Origin of the sequence: Mesorhizobium sp. B2-4-17, assembly GCF_006441275.1 — a bacterium.
GTDB lineage: Bacteria > Pseudomonadota > Alphaproteobacteria > Rhizobiales > Rhizobiaceae > Mesorhizobium.
The window spans coordinates 66,210-83,779 of sequence record NZ_VFUX01000011.1 but is presented as its reverse complement, the minus strand read 5'-3'; the positions used below and the strand labels follow the sequence as shown (position 1 = coordinate 83,779).

16 protein-coding genes are annotated in these 17,570 nt (G+C 63.8%); 9 read left to right on the top strand and 7 right to left on the bottom strand.

Features of this window, described 5'->3' with window-relative positions; genetic code table 11:
- Positions 1-149: 149 nt before the first annotated feature.
- On the bottom strand, positions 150-536 hold the full coding sequence (locus FJ548_RS10925) for a TIGR02300 family protein (RefSeq protein WP_140745134.1): 387 nt from the start codon (positions 534-536) through the stop codon (positions 150-152).
- 206 nt (positions 537-742) lie between these two features.
- On the opposite strand from FJ548_RS10925, the gene aroA reads away from it, so the two are divergent.
- From aroA to rpsA, 3 genes are all read left to right on the top strand, one after another.
- On the top strand, positions 743-2,101 hold the full coding sequence (gene aroA / locus FJ548_RS10920; RefSeq protein ID WP_140777867.1) for a 3-phosphoshikimate 1-carboxyvinyltransferase: 1,359 nt from the start codon (positions 743-745) through the stop codon (positions 2,099-2,101).
- 271 nt (positions 2,102-2,372) lie between these two features.
- Positions 2,373-3,023: a (d)CMP kinase gene (cmk, locus tag FJ548_RS10910; RefSeq protein ID WP_140777903.1), complete on the top strand. Its 651-nt coding sequence runs from the start codon at positions 2,373-2,375 to the stop codon at positions 3,021-3,023.
- A 205-nt stretch (positions 3,024-3,228) separates the two neighbouring features.
- Positions 3,229-4,926: a 30S ribosomal protein S1 gene (gene rpsA / locus FJ548_RS10905; protein WP_140606777.1), complete on the top strand. Its 1,698-nt coding sequence runs from the start codon at positions 3,229-3,231 to the stop codon at positions 4,924-4,926.
- Positions 4,927-5,032: 106 nt separating this feature from the next.
- Here the strand turns inward: rpsA and FJ548_RS10900 are convergent, their stop codons facing one another.
- The 5 genes from FJ548_RS10900 to FJ548_RS10880 all read right to left on the bottom strand — a co-directional run bounded on the left by FJ548_RS10900 (position 5,033) and on the right by FJ548_RS10880 (position 9,990).
- The gene (locus tag FJ548_RS10900) at positions 5,033-5,740 is read right to left on the bottom strand and encodes an SDR family NAD(P)-dependent oxidoreductase (RefSeq protein ID WP_140606776.1); all 708 of its coding nucleotides are present in this window, start codon (positions 5,738-5,740) and stop codon (positions 5,033-5,035) included.
- Between the two features lie 129 nt (positions 5,741-5,869).
- The gene (locus FJ548_RS10895) at positions 5,870-6,667 is read right to left on the bottom strand and encodes a capsular polysaccharide synthesis protein (RefSeq protein ID WP_181168763.1); all 798 of its coding nucleotides are present in this window, start codon (positions 6,665-6,667) and stop codon (positions 5,870-5,872) included.
- A 229-nt stretch (positions 6,668-6,896) separates the two neighbouring features.
- The gene (locus FJ548_RS10890; RefSeq protein ID WP_140606774.1) at positions 6,897-8,477 is read right to left on the bottom strand and encodes a 5-guanidino-2-oxopentanoate decarboxylase; all 1,581 of its coding nucleotides are present in this window, start codon (positions 8,475-8,477) and stop codon (positions 6,897-6,899) included.
- Positions 8,474-9,148 carry a TetR family transcriptional regulator C-terminal domain-containing protein gene (locus FJ548_RS10885; RefSeq protein WP_140777865.1) on the bottom strand — a complete coding sequence of 225 codons (675 nt, stop codon included), beginning with the start codon at positions 9,146-9,148 and terminating at the stop codon, positions 8,474-8,476. The genes FJ548_RS10890 and FJ548_RS10885 overlap by 4 nt, the downstream gene beginning before the upstream one ends.
- On the bottom strand, positions 9,118-9,990 hold the full coding sequence (locus tag FJ548_RS10880; RefSeq protein WP_140606772.1) for a dimethylarginine dimethylaminohydrolase family protein: 873 nt from the start codon (positions 9,988-9,990) through the stop codon (positions 9,118-9,120). The genes FJ548_RS10885 and FJ548_RS10880 overlap by 31 nt, the downstream gene beginning before the upstream one ends.
- Before the next feature lie 211 nt (positions 9,991-10,201).
- On the opposite strand from FJ548_RS10880, the gene FJ548_RS10875 reads away from it, so the two are divergent.
- The 6 genes from FJ548_RS10875 (at position 10,202) to FJ548_RS10850 (ending at position 15,964) form a co-directional block, all read left to right on the top strand.
- The gene (locus FJ548_RS10875) at positions 10,202-11,017 is read left to right on the top strand and encodes an ABC transporter ATP-binding protein (RefSeq protein ID WP_140695291.1); all 816 of its coding nucleotides are present in this window, start codon (positions 10,202-10,204) and stop codon (positions 11,015-11,017) included.
- Positions 11,018-11,072: 55 nt separating this feature from the next.
- Positions 11,073-11,870 (top strand): transporter substrate-binding domain-containing protein, encoded by a 798-nt coding sequence (locus FJ548_RS10870; protein ID WP_140777864.1) that lies wholly within the window; start codon positions 11,073-11,075, stop codon positions 11,868-11,870.
- 201 nt (positions 11,871-12,071) lie between these two features.
- The gene (locus tag FJ548_RS10865) at positions 12,072-12,737 is read left to right on the top strand and encodes an ABC transporter permease (RefSeq protein ID WP_140606851.1); all 666 of its coding nucleotides are present in this window, start codon (positions 12,072-12,074) and stop codon (positions 12,735-12,737) included.
- Complete coding sequence (locus FJ548_RS10860; RefSeq protein WP_140695295.1) at positions 12,737-13,546, top strand: ABC transporter permease; 810 nt, start codon at positions 12,737-12,739, stop codon at positions 13,544-13,546. Before FJ548_RS10865 ends, FJ548_RS10860 begins: the two co-directional genes overlap by 1 nt.
- 91 nt (positions 13,547-13,637) lie before the next feature.
- The gene (locus FJ548_RS10855; protein WP_140777863.1) at positions 13,638-14,639 is read left to right on the top strand and encodes an Ldh family oxidoreductase; all 1,002 of its coding nucleotides are present in this window, start codon (positions 13,638-13,640) and stop codon (positions 14,637-14,639) included.
- A gap of 347 nt (positions 14,640-14,986) precedes the next feature.
- The gene (locus tag FJ548_RS10850; protein WP_140777862.1) at positions 14,987-15,964 is read left to right on the top strand and encodes a complex I NDUFA9 subunit family protein; all 978 of its coding nucleotides are present in this window, start codon (positions 14,987-14,989) and stop codon (positions 15,962-15,964) included.
- Positions 15,965-15,998: 34 nt separating this feature from the next.
- On the opposite strand, the gene FJ548_RS10845 is transcribed toward FJ548_RS10850, so the two are convergent.
- On the bottom strand, positions 15,999-17,372 hold the full coding sequence (locus tag FJ548_RS10845) for a cytochrome P450 (RefSeq protein ID WP_140777861.1): 1,374 nt from the start codon (positions 17,370-17,372) through the stop codon (positions 15,999-16,001).
- Positions 17,373-17,570: the final 198 nt, after the last annotated feature.

Sequence of the window (17,570 nt, the reverse complement as noted above, 5' to 3'; positions counted from 1 at the left end):
TTTCCGGTGAAGAGATCCGGCGCGGGTTGGAACACCGCGCCGTTAGTGCAGGCGGCTTCTAACCCCGCCTTTCGTCAATATCAAGCCTTCATAGACGGCTTTTTGTTCACAGACCGAGAAAGCGTGCAAACACCTGCATCGCTAGCAGATCAGACTTCGTCGTCATCGTCGCCGACGCCGATCATGTCGGCAACGTCGTCGTCCTCTTCCTCTTCGTCGGCAAGGAATGTGTCATCCTCGTCGTCGCCAAGGTCAACATCCTCGTCATCGCCCAGATCCGGCAGATCGTCGCCCTTGGCGTCATCGTCGGCCTCTTCGAGAGAGACGACTTCAACGCCTTCCTCGTCCTCGGCGTCTACTTCCTTCTCGGCCACTTCCTCTTCCTCCTCGAGGGCGGCGACCTTGCCTTCCTCGAAATAGGAACGCGGATAGGTCTTGCCTGTATAGGGCGAGACGATCGGGTCCTTGTTCAGGTCGTAGAATTTTCGGCCCGTTTCAGGGTCGATACGTTTTGTGCCAAGTTCGGTTTTTGCCACGGCAAGCCTCGTGAATAAAAGAGTGGTCCCCTTAACCACAGTTTGCGGCGCTGTCAAAGCCAAAAGCCGGCGTCACAAAACCATGCATTGAAAGGCCTCGAGCCAAGTGACGCCCATGGGGATGACCATTCCGCCCCGCCGTGATACGAGACCGCCGCAACAAATGAAAAGCGCCGGCACGCCGGCATTCCGTCCAGGGAAATTCCATGTCTCACGCCGTCGCTGCCAAGCCGGCCACCGCCCGCAAATCATCCGCCCTTTACGGCACCGCACGCGTGCCGGGCGACAAGTCGATCTCGCATCGCTCCTTCATGTTCGGAGGCCTCGCCTCCGGCGAAACCCGCATCACCGGCCTGCTGGAAGGCGAGGACGTGATGCGCACCGGCGCGGCCATGAGGGCGATGGGCGCGCATATAGAAAAGCGCGGCACCGAATGGGTGATCCGGGGCACTGGCAACGGCGCGCTGCTGCAGCCGGAAGGGCCGCTCGATTTCGGCAATGCCGGCACCGGCTCGCGACTGACCATGGGCCTCGTCGGCACTTACGACATGGAAACGACCTTCATCGGCGACGCCTCGCTGTCGGGCCGGCCGATGGGCCGCGTGCTCGAGCCGTTGCGCCAGATGGGCGTGCAGGTGCTGAAGGCGACACCGGGCGACCGCATGCCGATCACGCTGCACGGGCCGAAGCACGCCGCCCCCATCACCTACCGCGTGCCGATGGCCTCGGCGCAGGTGAAGTCGGCGGTGCTGCTCGCCGGCCTCAACACACCGGGTATCACCACCGTCATCGAACCGGTGATGACGCGCGACCATACTGAAAAGATGCTGAAGGGATTTGGCGCCAACCTGTCGGTCGAGACCGACGAACGCGGCGTGCGCCACATCTTCATCGAAGGCCAGGGCAAGCTGACCGGCCAGACGATCGCCGTGCCTGGCGACCCGTCCTCGGCCGGCTTCCCGCTTGTGGCCGCGCTCATCGCGCCGGGCTCCGACATCGTGATCGAGAACGTGCTGATGAACCCGACCCGCACCGGGCTGCTTCTGACGCTGCAGGAGATGGGTGGCAAGATCGACATCCTCAACCCGCGCAATGCGGGCGGCGAGGATGTCGCCGACCTGCGCGTGCGTTACTCGGAATTGAAGGGCGTCACCGTGCCGCCCGAGCGGGCACCGTCGATGATCGACGAGTATCCGGTGCTGGCCGTTGCCGCGAGCTTCGCCGAGGGCGAGACGTTGATGCAGGGGCTGGAAGAACTGCGGGTAAAGGAATCCGACCGGCTGTCGGCCGTCGCCAACGGTCTGAAACTCAACGGCGTCGAATGCACCGAGGGCGAAGCTTCGCTCGCCGTGCGCGGCAGACCGGGCGGCGGGGGGTTGGGTGGCCATCCCAACGGCAAGGATACGACCGTGCAGACCCATCTCGATCACCGCATCGCCATGAGCTTTCTGGTGATGGGACTGGCGACGGACAAGCCTGTCACCATCGACGATGCCAATATGATTGCAACGAGCTTTCCGGAGTTCATGGGGCTGATGAAGGGGCTAGGCGCGGAGATCGGGTGACAGTGGCAATCGCAAACCTTGGAGATTGGCCGGCGACATCCCGTGCTTCGTCATCCTGGGGCGAAGCAAGGAGCGCAGCGACGCGGCGCAGACCCCAGGATCCATGCCATGACCTCAGGGCGCCGCAACGGTGCAAAATTCTGATCCGCAGCGTTCTTTGGCTGAAGTCACGGCATGGATCCCAGGGTCTTCGCTCCGCTTCGCGTTCGCTACGCCCTAGGATGACGAAGTCGCGGGGGCCTGTTTCCATGCATAAGGCGTCTGCATGCCAATGACACAAATCTTCACCATCGCCATCGACGGCCCAGCCGGCGCCGGCAAGGGCACCCTCGCCCGGCGGCTGGCCGACCACTACCGGCTGAACCTGCTCGACACCGGCCTCACCTATCGCGCGGTCGCCCATGCGCTGCTGCGGGTCGGGCTGCCGCTCGACAATGTCTCGGCGGCGGAAACCGCGGCGCGCCAGGTCGACCTGGCAAAGCTCGACCGCGCGGTGCTGTCGGCGCATGCGGTCGGCGAGGCGGCCTCGAAGGTCGCGGTTTTCCCGACCGTGCGGCGCATTCTGGTCGAAAAGCAGCGCGATTTCGCCAGGACGCCGCCGGGCGCGGTGCTTGACGGCCGCGACATCGGCACCGTGGTGTGCCCCGACGCCGACATCAAACTTTATGTGACGGCGAGTGCCGAGGTGCGGGCACAGCGCCGGCTGGCCGAGATCGAAAGCATCGGCGGTACGGCCAATTTCGCCGAGATCCTCGCCGACATCCAACGCCGTGACGAGCGCGACATGGGCCGCGCCGACTCGCCATTGAAGCCGGCAGCCGACGCGCACTTGCTTGATACCAGCGAAATGGCTATAGAAGCCGCGTTTCTCGCGGCCATGGCTGTTATAGACGACGTGCTGGCCAAGAGAGACAAGGCCTGATCCGGGTTTTCTCCCCTGCTTCCGTTGCCGGAAGCAAAGAAAATACCCATATCGGGCACGAACCAGCCTGCCAGCATTCTTCATGCGCCGGAATTGCCGCTTGAAAGCGGCCCAGGGCTTTTGAGCCCGGAACGCCGGCAGGCCAACGCAACGCTAACCCACGGCGCCCGTCCCGCTTGAGATGCGGGGCACTCCAGGAGAAACAATGTCAGCTGCAAACCCCACTCGCGACGATTTCGCGAGCCTGCTCGAAGAATCATTCACCACCGGCCACTCCGGCGAAGGTCAGGTCGTCAAGGGCACGATCACCGCGATCGAAAAGGACATGGCCATCATCGACGTCGGCCTCAAGGTCGAAGGCCGCGTGCCGCTGAAGGAATTCGGCGTCAAGGGCAAGGACACCACCCTCAAAGTCGGTGACACCGTCGAAGTCTATGTCGAGCGCATCGAGAACGCGCTTGGCGAAGCGATGCTGTCGCGTGAGAAGGCCCGCCGCGAAGAGAGCTGGGTCCGTCTCGAAGAGAAGTTCACCAAGGGCGAGCGCGTCGAAGGCGTCATCTTCAACCAGGTCAAGGGCGGCTTCACCGTCGACCTCGACGGCGCCGTGGCCTTCCTGCCGCGCAGCCAGGTCGATATCCGCCCGATCCGCGACGTCTCCCCGCTGATGCACAACCCGCAGCCCTTCGAGATCCTGAAGATGGATCGCCGTCGCGGCAACATCGTGGTGTCGCGCCGTACCGTGCTCGAGGAAAGCCGCGCCGAACAGCGTTCGGAAATTGTGCAGAACCTCGAAGAAGGCCAGGTTGTCGAAGGCGTCGTCAAGAACATCACCGATTACGGTGCGTTCGTCGACCTCGGCGGCATCGACGGCCTGCTGCATGTCACCGACATGGCATGGCGCCGCGTCAACCATCCGACCGAAATCCTCAACATCGGTCAGACGGTCAAGGTGCAGATCATCCGCATCAACCAGGAAACCCACCGCATCTCGCTCGGCATGAAGCAGCTCGAGAGCGATCCGTGGTCCGAGATCGGCACCAAGTTCCCGATCGGCAAGAAGATCAAGGGCACCGTCACCAACATCACCGACTACGGCGCGTTCGTCGAGCTGGAGCCGGGCATCGAGGGCCTCATCCACGTTTCGGAAATGTCGTGGACCAAGAAGAACGTGCATCCCGGCAAGATCCTGTCGACGACCCAGGAAGTCGACGTGGTGGTGCTCGAGGTCGATCCGGCCAAGCGCCGCATCTCGCTCGGCCTCAAGCAGACGCTCGAGAATCCGTGGGAAGCCTTCGCGCGCAACCATCCGGTCGGCAGCCAGGTCGAGGGCGAGGTCAAGAACAAGACCGAGTTCGGCCTGTTCATTGGCCTGGAAGGCGACGTGGACGGCATGGTGCACCTCTCCGACCTCGACTGGACCCGTCCGGGCGAGCAGGTCATCGAAGAGTACAATCGCGGCGACATGGTCAAGGCGCAGGTGCTCGACGTCGATATCGACAAGGAGCGCATCTCGCTCGGCATCAAGCAGCTGGCCCGCGACACGGTCGGCGAAGCGGCGACTTCGGGCGAACTGCGCAAGAACGCCGTCGTCACCTGCGAAGTCATCGGCGTCAAGGATGGCGGCCTGGAAGTGCGGCTGGTCGACAGCGGCATCGAGACCTTCATCAAGCGCTCGGACCTCAGCCGCGACCGCGACGAGCAGCGCCCCGAGCGCTTCACCGTCGGCCAGAAGGTCGATGCCCGCGTCATCGCATTCGACAAGAAGACCCGCAAGCTGCAGGTCTCGATCAAGGCGCTGGAAATCGCCGAGGAGAAGGAAGCGGTCGCCCAGTACGGCTCGACCGACTCCGGCGCTTCGCTGGGTGATATCCTGGGTGCCGCGCTGAAGAAGCAGGGCAACTAAGGCCTTCGCGAAGCGAAGTCCTTCGCTTAGTCCAGAATGACAAAACCCCGCCGGAGCGATCCGACGGGGTTTTTCTTTGGCAAAAACCGGTTCGGCCGACGCGGAGCTACGCCCGGCCGTAGAGCGGCACCAACGTTCCGCTCATCGCCTGGTTGGCCGGAGAGGCGAGGTAGGCGATAGCTTCAGCGGCCGCTTCGAGGCTGACCCATTTGGTGAAATCGGCATCCGGCATGTCGGCACGGTTTGCCGGTGTGTCGAGCGTCGAGGGCGCCACGGCATTGACCAGTATGCCCTTGTGCTTCAATTCCTCGGCCATCGCCACGGTCATCGCGGCAACCGCCGCCTTGCTGGCGGTGTAGGCGACCATGCCCGCGCCCCGGCGAGGCTCCAATGCCGCCCGCGCGGCGACATTGACGATGCGGCCGGCCATGCCTGACGCCAGCATCGAACGCACCGCCGCCCGGCTGCACAGGAAGGTGGTGCGAGCATTGGTGTCCATCATCTCGGCGAAGGAGGCGGATTCGATCTTTTCCACCGGCGCCATCGCGAAGCCGCCCGCCAGATGGACAGATGCCCACAGGGCCGGCACCTGGCTGTAGAACGCCTCGACCTTGGCGGAATCCGAGAGGTCGACATTGTGCGCCAGCTTGACGTTATGGTGTGTGGTGAAGGGGAAGTGCGAAGGCGCCGCGGCATGCGCGTTCGGCACGTGGCAGATCGCACCCTGCTCCAGCAGCCTGCCAACCACCGCGCCACCAAGCGCGCCGGTTCCACCGGTTACAACGATATGCCTGCCTTCAAGTGTTTCCGTCATCCTGGACCGCTCCTGTCATTTTCTTGTAATTATGTCGCTTGTTTTGCCGCGCCGACGCGAAGCGTCGCGCCTTTCGGGCGATCACTCAATTGATATCTCGACATGGCAGCCGTCGCGTCTTTGCATGCGTCAGGACGCCGGCCAGCCCGAAACGATCGCGTCCCACAGCAGATGCTCACCGACGGCTGGGCGCTGCTCGTGATGCGTGAGCTTGTGCAGCCAGAAACCATCGAAAAGCCTGCGATGCCTGGCCTCCTCGAACGGCTCGAAGAGCCGCCATTGCAATTCGTGCGGCCGGTCCGCGCCGATTTGCGGCATGCGCAGGAAGTCGCGCCGCAACGGGCGGTGCAGCAGGAGCGAGGCCTCGAAGTGGTACAGGAACATGAAGTAGTCGTGCAGGGCGTCGTACTTCCGCCAGTAGTCGACGAGGCCGTGCAGCACCGTCTCGACCAGCGGGTGCCCCTTGCGGGCATGAATGAACCAGGTTTCCACAAGCCGCGGATGGCGATTGGTCTCGCGCAGAATGTAGAAATCCTCGCGCTCGATTTCGGGCGGCACCGGCTGCCGGAGCAGGATGGTGGCATCGAGCCATGTTCCTCCGTGCCGGGAGAGCAGGCTCAGGCGAATGAAATTGGAGAAATGCTGGCTGTTCATCAGCCCGCGCCGCCGCTTGTCCCAGACATGGCCGGGCAAATCGATATGGGCCTCCACGGTCTTGTCGTCGAGCACGACAAGGTCGCGCGAACCCTTGTGGCGCGCGACCGAGCGCAGGCATGCCCTGACCAGGGGCGGGGCATGGTCGGCGCCTTGCGCCCAGTATTGCCAGATCGGACCGAGGCCGCCCGTCGGCGTGCTGGCGGAGGACCAATGCGAATGGTCGACCGCCACACGCCGGGCGCGCCGCTTCTTCTTTCGCGCGAGCGTCATGCAAAGCTTCGCTGCGGTCTTCCTCACGGGCCAAGGCAGCTCAGGCGAGGATGCCGCCCAACGCAATGGTGCGAGATGAGGAAATGTCAGCGGATCGCGAAAGGACGCCTGTTCCTTGAAAAATGACATGGCCGGCCGATGGTTGAGACACGCCTTTAGAGCGGTTCAGCGTTTGTTAGAATCGCTGACCCGCTCCAGCTCTCTGTTTCTACGCTGACGCAGCCAATACTCAGTCGACCGAGATTTCGATGACGCGCGGCAGTCCCGTTGCCCGGGCGTGCTTCAGCGCCTGCGGCAAGGCGTCGATATTTCCCAGCCGTTCGGCGCCGATGCCATAGGCCTCGGCCAGCTTGCAGAAATCCGGCGGCGCCGGCGACACGCCGACGGGTTCCACGCCGACATCGAGCATCGAGGTCTCGATCTCACGATAGCCTCTGTTGTTCCAGACCACGAAGATGACCGGCGCCTGGGCGTCGAGCGCCGCACCAAGTTCGGGCAGCGTGAACTGGAACCCGCCGTCGCCAGTCAGGCAGATAATTGGTGCATCGGGCATGGCAAGGGCTGCGCCGATCGCGGCCGGTGGGCCATAACCAAGCGCGCCGAAGCCGGTGGCGGCGTTGAACCAGCCGCCCGGGCGATCGTGATCGTAGTAGAGGTTGGCGGCATAGATCGGCTGCGTCGAGTCGCCGACGACGATCGCGCCCGGCAAGGCGTCACGGATCATTTCCACGGCATGCACCTGCGCCACATAGGCGGGGCTCAGCTCGGCAAAAGCCGCCTTCCGTGCCTCGGCTGCGCGCCCCTCGCCGTCCGGCGCGGCAGTATGAGCGGCGCCGATCGCGGTGAGCAGGGCCTCGATCGCCTCGGCACAATCGGCCTGGATGGCGACCGTCACCGGACGGCGCGCAAGCTGGTCGGCGCCGATGTCGATGCGGATCAGATTGGAAGGCAGCACAAAGCCGCCATCGCCATAGCCGTCATAATCGGTCGGGCCGAACTCCGTGCCGGCGGCAATCACCAGATCGGCCTCGGCCATCAGTGCACGAACCGCCTTCAGGCTGGGACTTGCCGGCACGCAGAGCGGATGGCGGTGCAGCAGGCCACGCGCATTCGTGGTCTCCACCACCGGCGCGCCCAGTCTTTCGGCCAGGCGTTGCAGCGCCGCCTCGGCCCGCTTGGCGCCGCCGCCGGCCAGGATCAGCGGGCGGCGCGCGGCGGCGATGAGTTTGGCCGCGCTGGCAATTGCCTCGCCGTCCGGAGCAGGCGGCGCCGCATTGCTCAGCAGTGCCGCGATGTCGTCCGCCGGCTTGACCATGACATCGGTCGGAATCTCGATATGCACCGGACCTGGTCGCGACGATGAAAACAGGGCGAAGGCCTGGGCCAACGCGCCCGGCAATTCGCTGGCCTCGGTGACGCGCTGCGACAAAAGCGCCACCTTCTCCATCATGCCGCGCTGATCTGGCAGTTCGTGCAGGAAGCCAAGCCCCTTGCCCAGCGTCGGCATGGCGTTGACACCCGAGATGACCAGCATCGGCACCGAATCGGCGCGCGCCTGGCCCATGGCGGTAAGGGTGTTGGTCAAGCCCGGGCCGGTGATGACGAAGGCGACACCCGGCCTGCCGCTGGCGCGGGCATAGCCGTCGGCCATGAAGCCGGCGCCCTGTTCGTGGCGCGGCGTGACATGGCGGATTTTCGAGCGCGCCAGCCCACGGTAGAGCTCGACCGTGTGGACGCCTGGAATGCCGAAGACCGTGTCGACGCCATGGGCTTCAAGCAGCGTGATGAGGGCTTCGCCGAGTGTGGTCATTGGTTTTCTCCCCTTTCCGGCGCGAGGCCGAGCTCGGCCTCGATAGATTTGATGCCAATCGTCGCCAATTCGCCAGGCGAGAACATTTCGCCAGCCAGGCAGCCTTCCACCCAGAGCCCGTCGATGATCGCGTTAATCGCAATGGCGTGATGGCGCAGTTGGCTTGCGTCCAGCTCGCGCTGTTCGGCGGCGAGCACCTCGGCCACGACGGCTTCCACCTCGTTGCGAAAGCCAAGGTAACCTTCGCGGTGGGCGCGAGCCAGGCTCGGGTCCGAGCCGGCGCGGCCGATGAAGGTTGCCCAGAGCGAAAACACCCGCGCATCGATGATTGGCGCATTGAGGTTGGCTGTGACGAAAGCCGCAAGGCGTTTGCGCGGCGAGGCATCTTCCATGACCAACGCCGCTTTCGCCTGCTCGGTCATGCGGCCCATCAGCGCTGCATAGGCTTCCTGCAGCAATTCTTCCTTACCGGGGAAATAGTGCCGGATCAGCCCGGCGGTGACGCCGGCGCGCAATGCGATGGTGCGCAAGGTGGCGCCCTCCAAGCCGTGTTCCGCCACGCTATTCAGGGTCGCTTCGATCAAATCCTGCCGCCGTCGCTCCTCGCCCTCGCGACGGAACTTGCGGCGGGACGGCGCATTCATTGGCGCAGGATCGGCCGCGTCAGGCATGTCGGCCCGCCTTCGCAGGCGATGCAGAGTGCATCCGCCTCGAAGATTTCTACGGTGCAGCCGGCTGCCTCCATGGCGGCTTTGGTCTTGGGAAAGCCTGCAACGGCAATGACCTTGTGCGGGCTGGTCGGCAGCACGTTCAGGCTGAGGCCGTTGGAGGCGGCAAACTCTCCGGCATCACCCTCGACCAGCCGGATGCCGCGCGCCTTCAGCATTTGATAGAAGGCGGCCGGCAAAAGCGGTGAATAGACCAGTGCGAGATCGTCGGCCAGCGGGCTGATCACCGACATCAGATGCAGGCACGCCTCTTCCCCTTGCCACAGCGGCAGGTCAAAGCCGTAGACTGAAATGCCCAGCGGCGTCAGCAGGTTGGAAACCTGCTGGATGCCTTCCTGGTTGGAGCGGACACCGCGCCCGATCGCCAGCGTGCGGGCATCCACCCATACACAATCACCGCCTTCGACCTGGCCGGGAGCCTCGACGCGGCCGAGGATCGGAATGCCCAGTCTTCCGTAGGTTTCCTCATGCAGCGAGGGCTCGCTGGCGCGCAAGGGCTTGCCCATGGACAGAATAAGCGCGCCGCGGTCGGTCATCAGCGATGGGTCGTGCGTGAACACCGAATCCGAAAGGCCATCGGCCTTGTCCTCGATCCATTCGATTTCAGCGCCGGAAGCCGCCACCAGTTCAGCAAGGACGGCGTGCTGCAATGCCGCTTTCGCCGGATTGAATCCCGGGCCATAGTGCCAGGCAGCCCCGTCGGCGTTGCGCATGGCGTTGGCCGCCGACCGCATCAGAACGCGTCGCAGCGGCGCCGCCATGGACTGTGATCCGAAAGCGTTCATCCAAGCCCTTTTTAGCTGAAAAAAATCGAGAAAATTTCATGGAGCGCTATTTATACACTTGCACAACAAGCTCGCAAGTGCCGTAATGAGCGGGATTGACGGGCTCGCGCTGTTGGGTCCATGCTGAGGTCGAGAGCGGGGCAGTACAGCGTATGTTGATTAGCCGGATAGACGTTCGACAAATTGTCGTCGACCAGATGAAGGTCACCCGGTGAGCGCGGTGAGAGCTGCCGCAATCTCATCCGGCGAGGTGCTTGATGGCGCCGCTGAAGCTATCCATGTCGAGAACCTGCACAAGAAATTCGGTGAACTGCATGTGCTGAAGGGCGTGTCGCTGTCGGCACGCGACGGCGAGGTGATCGCCATCATCGGCGGTTCCGGCTCGGGCAAATCGACGCTGCTGCGCTGCATCAACTGCCTGGAAAACCCGACCAGCGGCATCATTCGCGTCAATGGCGAGCAGATCAAGCTGAAGGCGGACAGCCATGGCCACACCGTTCCGGCCGACCGCAAGCAGATCGAGCGCATCCGCTCCAAGCTCGGCATGGTGTTCCAGAACTTCAATCTGTGGAGCCACATGACGCTGATCGAGAACGTCATCGAGGTTCCGGTGCATGTGCTGGGGGTCAAGCGAGACGAAGCGATCTCACAGGCCGAAAAACTGCTGGCGCGCGTCGGGCTCGCCGAAAAGCGCGACGTCTATCCGGCCTATCTGTCGGGCGGCCAGCAGCAGCGCGCCGCGATCGCCCGCGCTCTGGCCATCAATCCGCGCGTCATGCTGTTCGACGAGCCGACCTCGGCGCTCGACCCGGAACTGGTCGGCGAGGTGCTGAAGGTGATCGGCGACCTGGCGCGCGAAGGCCGCACCATGGTGCTGGTCACCCACGAGATGAAGTTCGCCCGCGAGGTCGCGACCCATGTCGTCTACCTCTACAACGGGCTGGTCGAGGAAGAAGGCCCGCCGGAGCAGATCTTCGGCGCGCCGAAATCCGAAAGGCTGAAGCAGTTCATCCGCAACATCGGCTAGGAAAAGCCGGGACGGAAGAAAACCGGGAACCAACAACAAACTGGGAGTTGTGAAAATGAAGACTGTTCTGAAGACATTCGCCGCGGCGCTGCTGCTCGGCGTCGCCGCCATGGGCGCGGCCAAGGCCGATCCGGTCAAGATCGGCGTCGCCGCAGAGCCCTATCCGCCCTTCACCTCGCCGGATGCTTCGGGCAAATGGGTGGGCTGGGAGATCGACTTCATCGACGCCGTATGCGCCGAGGAGAAGCTTGACTGTGTCATCACGCCGGTCGCCTGGGACGGCATCATCCCGGCGCTGACCACCAAGAAGATCGACCTCATCGTCTCCTCGATGTCGATCACCGACGAACGCAAGAAGACGATCGACTTCTCGGACAAGTATTACAACACGCCGACGGCGATCATCGGACCGAAGGACCAGAAATTCGGCGCCACGCCGGACGACCTCAAGGGCAAGGTGCTCGGCGTTCAGGTGTCGACCGTGCACGCCGTCTACGCCAAGAAGCACTTCGGCGGCACGGCTTCCGAGATCAAGGAATACCAGACCCAGGACGAAGCCAACAATGACCTTGCCGCGGGCCGCCTCGACGCGGTGCAGGCCGATTCCATCGCGCTCGGCGAATTCCTCAAATCCGACCAGGGCAAGGCCTGCTGCGACCTGAAGGGCATGGTGGCTCCGGACGATGAAGTGCTCGGACCGGGCGTCGGCGCCGGCGTGCGCAAGGAAGACACCGACCTGAAGGAAAAGATCAACGCCGGCATCAAGGCGATCCGCAGCAACGGCAAGTATGACGAAATCTCGAAAAAATATTTCAATTTCGACATTTACGGCGGCTCGCCACAGTCGAACTAAAGACCCTCGCACGGGCCGGAGGGCATGACCGAAAAGTCATGCCCTCCGCCCTACTTTTCCCACGCATACCGTCGGTCGCTGGCGCCGACGGATAGAGCCAGCACTCCGGGGGCGAAGCTGATCGACGCGTTTCTTCCGGCCTCGGCGGCCGGTATCATCGAACTCCTCTCGCCCGCGCCCGTCGGCTGGGGCGGAACACTCATGCTCGGGCTGCTGCATTCGCTCGAGATCGCCGTCGGCGCCACTTGCGTTGGACTTTTGATCGGCATCTGTGGCGCGTATGGCAAGCTCTATGGCGGCCCGGTGGTGCGCGATCTGCTGGCCGTCTATACGACCATCGTGCGCGCCGTGCCCGAACTGGTGCTGATCCTGCTGCTCTACTACGCCGGCACCGACCTGATAAACCAGGTGCTGACGGCGATGGGCTATCAGCGGATAGACATCAGCGGACTGGTGGCCGGCATCGCCGTGCTCGGCTTCGTCCAGGGCGCCTATTCGACCGAGGTGATGCGCGGCGCCATCCTCGCCATTCCGCAGGGCCAGATCGAAGCCGCGCGCGCCTACGGCATGTCTCCCGGTCTTCTGCTGCGGCGCATCACATTGCCGGCGATGCTGCCTTTCGCCATACCCGGCCTTGCCAATCTGTGGCTGATCGCCACCAAGGACACCGCTCTGCTGGCCGTCGTCGGCTTCTTCGAGCTGACACTGGCGACGCGGCAGGCGGCGGGCGTGACCAAGGCCTATCTGATATTCTATCTCGCGGCAGGTGTGCTCTATCTGGCGGTATCGCTGTTCTCGAACCTGATGCTTGGCCGCCTCGAGGCCTGGTCGAGGCGTGGCATGCCTTCGGTCAAGGACGCGCGTTGATGGCCAGCGAAGCAACCGTCATCAACATGGTGGCGCGCACATCGCTGTGGCTGCAGCCGCATCGCATCGTGCTGATCCTGGTCGCGCTGGGGCTGGTGCTGTCGGCTGTCTTCTTCATGCGCTGGGACTGGTTGCCGCAATATTATGAGATGGGCTTGATCGGCATCTGGCGCTCGCTGTGGATCCTGGCCGTTACCTGCGCGCTCGGCTTCCTGATCGCCGTACCGGTCGGGTTGGCGCAGGCCGCCGGCTCGCTCTGGTTCTCGGCACCCGCCAAGGTCTTCTGCACCATCATTCGTGGCACACCGCTGCTTCTGCAATTGTGGCTGCTCTACTACGGGTTGGGCTCGCTGTTTCCGCAATATCCGTGGATTCGCGAGTCCTGGATGTGGCCTTATCTCAGGCAGGCATGGCCCTATGGCGTGCTGGCGTTGACGCTGTCCTTTGCCGGTTACGAGGGCGAAGTGATGCGCGGTGCCTTTGCCGGGGTGCCCAAGGGCCAGTTGGAAGCCGCCCGCGCGTTCGGCATGAGCCGCTGGAAGATCTTCCGGCGCATCTGGCTGCCGCAGGCCTTCTACAGGGCGCTGCCGACGCTGACCGGCGAAACCGTGCTGCAGTTGAAGTCGACGCCGCTGGTTGCGACCATCAGCGTGATCGACATATTCGCCGTCTCGTCGAAGGTGCGGCAGGACACCTACCTCACCTATGAACCCTTGCTTCTCCTGGCGTTGATCTACATGACGATCACCGGCATCCTCGTCTTCACCTTCGGCAGGATCGAAGCGCGGATTCCGAACAAGATCGGCTAGGTTTAGTGAGTATTCAGTAGTCAGGAGTGGCAGCTGGCCACTTCTATCCTTATCACCACTGACTACTCACCACTCACCAGAGGCAACGACGATGCAACTCAGTCTCGACCAGGCAACAGGATTGTGCCGGATGGCGGCGCTCGGCGCCGGCGCCAACGAAGAAGCCGCGCAATCGCTCGCGGCGTCCATCGTCGCTGCCGAGGCGGAAGGACTTGCAAGCGTCGGCCTGACGCATTTCATCGATTATCTCGAAGCGATCGAGGCCGGCCGCATCGACGGCAATGCCGATCCGGTCATCACCAGGCCGGCGCTGGCCGTTTATCTCTCCGACGCGCGTGGCGGATTGGCGCATACGGGCTTCGACCGCACGATCGACGATCTTGCCAAGGCGGCACGACTGTTCGGTGTCGCCATCTTTTCGCAGAAGAACGCCTATACATGCGGCGCGCTCGGCTACTTCACCGGCCGGCTGGCCGCACAGGGACTGGTATCGTTCGCGGCCACCAACGGCCCGGCCGTGCTTGCTGGTTCCGGCTCGGTCAAACCGGTCTATTGCACCAATCCGATGTCGTTTGCCTCGCCCGCGGCCGATGGCGCGCCGCTGGTCATCGACCAGTCGTCGAGCGCCACCGCCTTCGTCAACATCCGCAAGGCGGCCGAAGACGGCAAGAAAATCCCTGAAGGCTGGGCGCTGGACGCCAGCGGCAACCCGACCACCGATCCGGCCGCCGCCATGAAGGGCGCCATGCTGGCCTTCGGCGGCCAGCGCGGCGCCAATATCGCGCTGATGGTCGAAGTGCTGGCGGCAGGCCTGTCGGGCGCCAACTGGTCGCTCGACGCGCCATGGTTCAGCGGCGGCCCGGACAGTCCCGGAACCGGCCTGTTCGTGCTTGCCGTCGAGCCGAAGCTGCTCGATCCGGATTTCGAACAGCGGATGAAGGGCCAGCTCGACCGTCTTCGCCGCCGCTACGGCGTGCACGTGCCGGGGCGGGCCCGGGCCGAGGCGGCCGAGAAGGCGCAGGCACGCGGTATCACCGCGCCCAAGGCGGTGATACAGCGCATTTCCGAATTCGCCGAGCGCTACTCGGCCTAAAATCGACGAATTTCCGCGCGGTGAACCTTCCCATCCGTAGCGACGACAGATGTCTGTCCGCGTCGGGTTTGCCCGGCCGGTGCCTTCAGGTCGAATGTGTCCAGGGCTGGGGCCGGCGTGCTTGCTTCACGCCGTTTTGATGCCGTCTCAGGTCAGGCCGCCTCGTTGGATCCTGTTTTCGGCGCGAACGTCACCCGGAAAACCCCGCTTCGGCGGGGTTTTCTGCGTTCCTGGAATTGCTCGAAAGACAAGGGGGACAGCGACGACGCGTCGCCCTTTGCCTTTGGCGCAAAACGGACTATGAAACGGCTTCAGCCAAGCCATCTGGAAGTGCGCCGGAGCCCGCCATGACAGAAATCCTGCAGACCCCAAAGCTCGTCGTCGTCTTCGGCGGGTCAGGCTTTGTCGGGCGCCATGTCGTGCGCGCGCTGGCCAAGCGCGGTTACCGCATCCGCGTCGCCTGCCGGCGGCCCGATCTTGCCGGCCACCTGCAGCCGCTCGGCAATGTCGGCCAGATCCAGCCGGTGCAGGCCAATGTGCGCGTGCGCTGGTCGGTCGACCGCGCCGTGCAAGGTGCCGACCATGTCGTCAACCTCGTCGCCATCCTGCATGAAAGCGGCCGCCAGAAATTCTCCGCCGTGCATGAGTTCGGCGCCCGCGCCATTGCCGAGGCCGCGCGCTCCGTCGGCGCCGGGTTCACCCATATTTCGGCGCTTGGCGCCGATGCGAACTCCGCATCGAACTACGCACGCACCAAAGCACTTGGCGAGAAGGCCGTGCTGGAGACAATCAACGACGCCGTGATCTTCCGGCCGTCGATCAATTTCGGGCCGGAAGACAATTTCTTCAACCGCTTTGCCGGCATGGCGCGCTATTCGCCGGTGCTGCCGCTGATCGGCGGCGGCCGGACCAAGTTCCAGCCGGTCTATGTCGGCGACGTCGCCGAAGCGGTGGCGCGCTCGGTCGACGGCAAGGTCGATGGCGGCCAGATCTACGAGCTTGGCGGCCCCAATGTGCTTACCTTCAAGGAATGCATGCAGGAGCTGCTCACCGTGATCGAGCGCAGACGCCTGCTGGTGCCCGTGCCGTGGTGGGTGGCCAACATCCAGGCTTCGATCCTCGGTCTCTTGCCTAATCCGCTGCTGACCAAGGACCAGGTGATGCAGTTGCGCGAGCACAACGTCGTTTCGGAAGCCGCGGTCAGGGCCAACCGGACATTGGTGGGACTTGGCATCCAGCCGCAATCGATCGCGACGATCCTGCCGAGTTATCTCTGGCGCTTCCGCGCCGCCGGCCAGTTCCAGCAACGCAGGCCCGCCGTATAATTCCGGAGAGGTCCTACCTCTCAATGACGGCCTCTCAATGACGGCGAGGCGTGACCTGCATCGGCAGCCCGCCTTGCGGTTGCGTCGTCAGCTTCTGCACCGGCCAGGGCTTGGTCTCGGCCGTGGTATCGAAGCGGAAGCGTGACAAGAGGATGGCGAGCGCGATGATCGCCTCCTGCATGGCGAAACTGGCGCCGATGCAGACGCGCGGCCCCGCGCCAAACGGCAGATACTGGAAGCGATCGATCTTTTCACGGTTTCCCGGGTGGAAGCGCTCGGGCAGGAAGGCATCGGGCCGGTCCCAAAGCTTCCTGTGACGATGGACGACCCAGGGCATGACCAGCACGGCCGCATGTCTGGGGATGTAAAGATCCTTCCACATCTCCGGAACGATCGGCTCGCGGTTGATGGAGGGCGCCGGCGGATAGAGCCTGAGCGCCTCGTCGAAGGCGGCGCGTGTCAACGGCATGGCATCGAGCCACTTCGTCGGATCGGATTCGCGCGCCAGCACCTGGTCGATCTCCTGCTCGACCCGGTCGCGTTCCCATGGCGATTCGGCGAGGCAATAAAGCGTCCAGCCAAGCGCGCGCGCGGTCGTCTCATGGCCGGCGCCGATGAAGGTGATGATGTTGTCCTCGACTTCCGAGCGCGTCAGCCCCTCCGGGCCCTCGGCCTTGAGCAGCAGAATCAGGAAATCCTGCGGCGCGGCATCGGGATCGCGCCTGACCTTCTCTTCGCGCATCTTGACCGTATCGGTGACGATCTTGCGGAAATAGGCCATGGTCTTGCGGCCGCGGATGCGGGTTAGCCGAGGCAGCCAGTCGGGCGCGCGCAGCAGATCGAGGGGGTCGACGCGTCCCATGGTCTCGAACAGGCGGTCGATCTCATTGGCAAAACTGCCCGGCTCTCCTGATATCTCGCCGGAGAACAGCGTCTCGGCCAGGATGTCATAGGTGAGCAGTGTCATGTCATGGGCGATATCGGACGTGCCGCCCGCTTCGTAGCGCGTGACGAACTCCAGCGTGCGCTTGAGCATCGGCTGAGCGAAGCCGAAGATGTGGCGTGGCGTGAACACGGGCGCCATCGCCTTGCGCGACCGCCTCCAGACCTCGCCCTCGGCGGTCAGCAGGCCATCACGCAGGATCGGCCGCAGGATCTTCTGGCGCACCGTGGCCATCCTGTAGTTCTTGGCATTGTCGACCAGCACGTGGCGGATGAGACCGGGATCGTTGGCAATGACCAGCGGCCCGCCGACGCCGTTCACCGAAATCCACGGTTCGTTGTAGGTCGGCTCGCCCCACAGTTCGAGCGGATTGCGGTAGACGATGCGGATCATCTCCAGCGTCGAAGGCGGCGACGTGCGCGGCTTCGGGGCAGGAGGAACGAAGGGGGCGGGCTGAGTGTCCATGAAAGGCTCCGCTATCGCCGTTAATGTAGTGACTGGCAATCCGGGCGTCCATGTGACTGAACGGCGGACCGAACCACGACGGCAGGAGACGCGAAGGCTGACTGTCCATTCATCCGATCGTGACCATTCCGGCAACGGTCTGACCTTGTCCGCCTGAACGCTCTGCCGTAGGGACAGTCACCAACAGATACCACCAAG